This is a genomic window from Neisseria sp. P0022.S010 (genome assembly GCF_051956635.1).
Map to the genome: position 1 here is coordinate 1 of NZ_JBQCXF010000660.1, position 1,490 is coordinate 1,490.

At 49.7% G+C, this 1,490-nt stretch carries 2 protein-coding genes; both read left to right on the plus strand.

Features of this window, described 5'->3' with window-relative positions:
• Positions 1-54: 54 nt before the first annotated feature.
• Positions 55-564 (plus strand): anaerobic ribonucleoside-triphosphate reductase activating protein, encoded by a 510-nt coding sequence (nrdG, locus tag ACTHUT_RS20445; RefSeq protein WP_250600679.1) that lies wholly within the window; start codon positions 55-57, stop codon positions 562-564.
• A gap of 117 nt (positions 565-681) precedes the next feature.
• Positions 682-1,490: anaerobic ribonucleoside-triphosphate reductase (gene nrdD / locus ACTHUT_RS20450; RefSeq protein ID WP_440419635.1), on the plus strand; the 809-nt coding region annotated here is incomplete at its 3' end.

Consider the following 1,490-nt stretch of genomic DNA (forward strand, 5'->3'; position numbering starts at 1 on the left):
ATCTAGTAGTATTGTGTTTTAATTCGCACCATATCTTGTGTTTATGGTATTGCAATGAGCAGCTTGAAATTTACAGTTGAGCAAATTGTTTGGCAGGAAGTGCCGGGCGAAGTGTCGCTGGCATTTCTGTTTTCAGGCTGTCCGCTGCGTTGCAAAGGTTGCCACAGTGCCGATACATGGAAAGAGGGCATCGGCACAGAATTGACTGAGGATTATTTAAAAGGCCGTCTGAAACGCTATCGCGGGCTAATTAGCTGCGTGTTGTTTATGGGCGGGGAGTGGCAACCGAAAGCCTTGCAGGAAATGCTGGCTATTGTTACTCAGGAAGGTTTGAAAGCCTGCTTGTACACCGGTCTGGAGCGTGAGGAGCTGGAAGCAGTTTCAGACGGCATCCTGCCTTATCTGACGTATCTGAAAACCGGCCGCTGGCAGATGGAGCTGGGCGGCTTGGACAGCCCGACCACCAATCAGAAGTTTGTCGATTTGCGCACGGGCGAAGTGTTGAACCGATTGTTTATCAAAGACAAACCTGCACCTAAAGTTTTTCCAGTGGCTTCAATTTAGCCTGGTGCTGTATTGCACTGATTTAAATTGAATTTATTGTATTCGCTGACAGCGATGTTTCAGACGGCCTGACCGTCATTGCTTGATAAATCATTCAAACCTTACAGGAGAATTAACATGATTCGGCTGCATCCCGAGCAGTTAAACGGCAAACTGCAATTCATGCACGACTACATCAGTGCGCAAAACGCGGCGGACGGCTCGAAAATGGACGCCAACGCCAACGTTACCCAGAAAAACATCGCCACGATGGAAGCGGAAATCATGAAAGACTTTTTCGTGCAGATTAACCGCGCCCAAGTGTCGCGCAAAATCGCCGAAATTTTCGACCAATCCGTCGCCGACGAATACATCCGCCAGATTGAGGCGCATGAGATTTATGTGCACGACGAAACCAGCCTCAAGCCTTATTGTGTGTCGGTTACGCTGTATCCTTTCCTACTCGACGGCTTAAGCAAACTCGGCGGCGAATCAAAGGCGCCGCAACATCTGGCTTCGTTTTGCGGTTCATTTATCAACCTCGTGTTTGCCATCAGTGCGCAGTTTGCCGGCGCAGTGGCGACGGTGGAATTTCTGACCTATTTCGACTACTTCGCCCGCAAAGACTACGGTGATAATTATTTGGAAACCCACGGCAAAGAAATCGCCAATCATATGCAGCAGGTGGTGTACAGCATCAACCAGCCTGCCGCTGCGCGCGGTTATCAGAGCGTGTTTTGGAATATTTCCGTTTACGATCAATACTATTTCGACGCGATGTTCGGCGATTTCGTCTTCCCCGATTTCAGCAAACCGGTTTGGGCGAGCGTGGCGAAGCTGCAAAACTTCTTCCTCAAATGGTTCAATCAGGAACGCACCAAAGCCGTTTTGACCTTCCCTGTCGTGACCGCTGCGATGCTGACCGACGGCGGCAAATGCAAAGACAC

Coding starts and splice junctions, on each gene's coding strand:
- nrdG (WP_250600679.1), top strand. CDS start 55: ATGAGCAGCTTGAAATTTACAGTTGAGCAAATTGTTTGGCAGGAAGTG.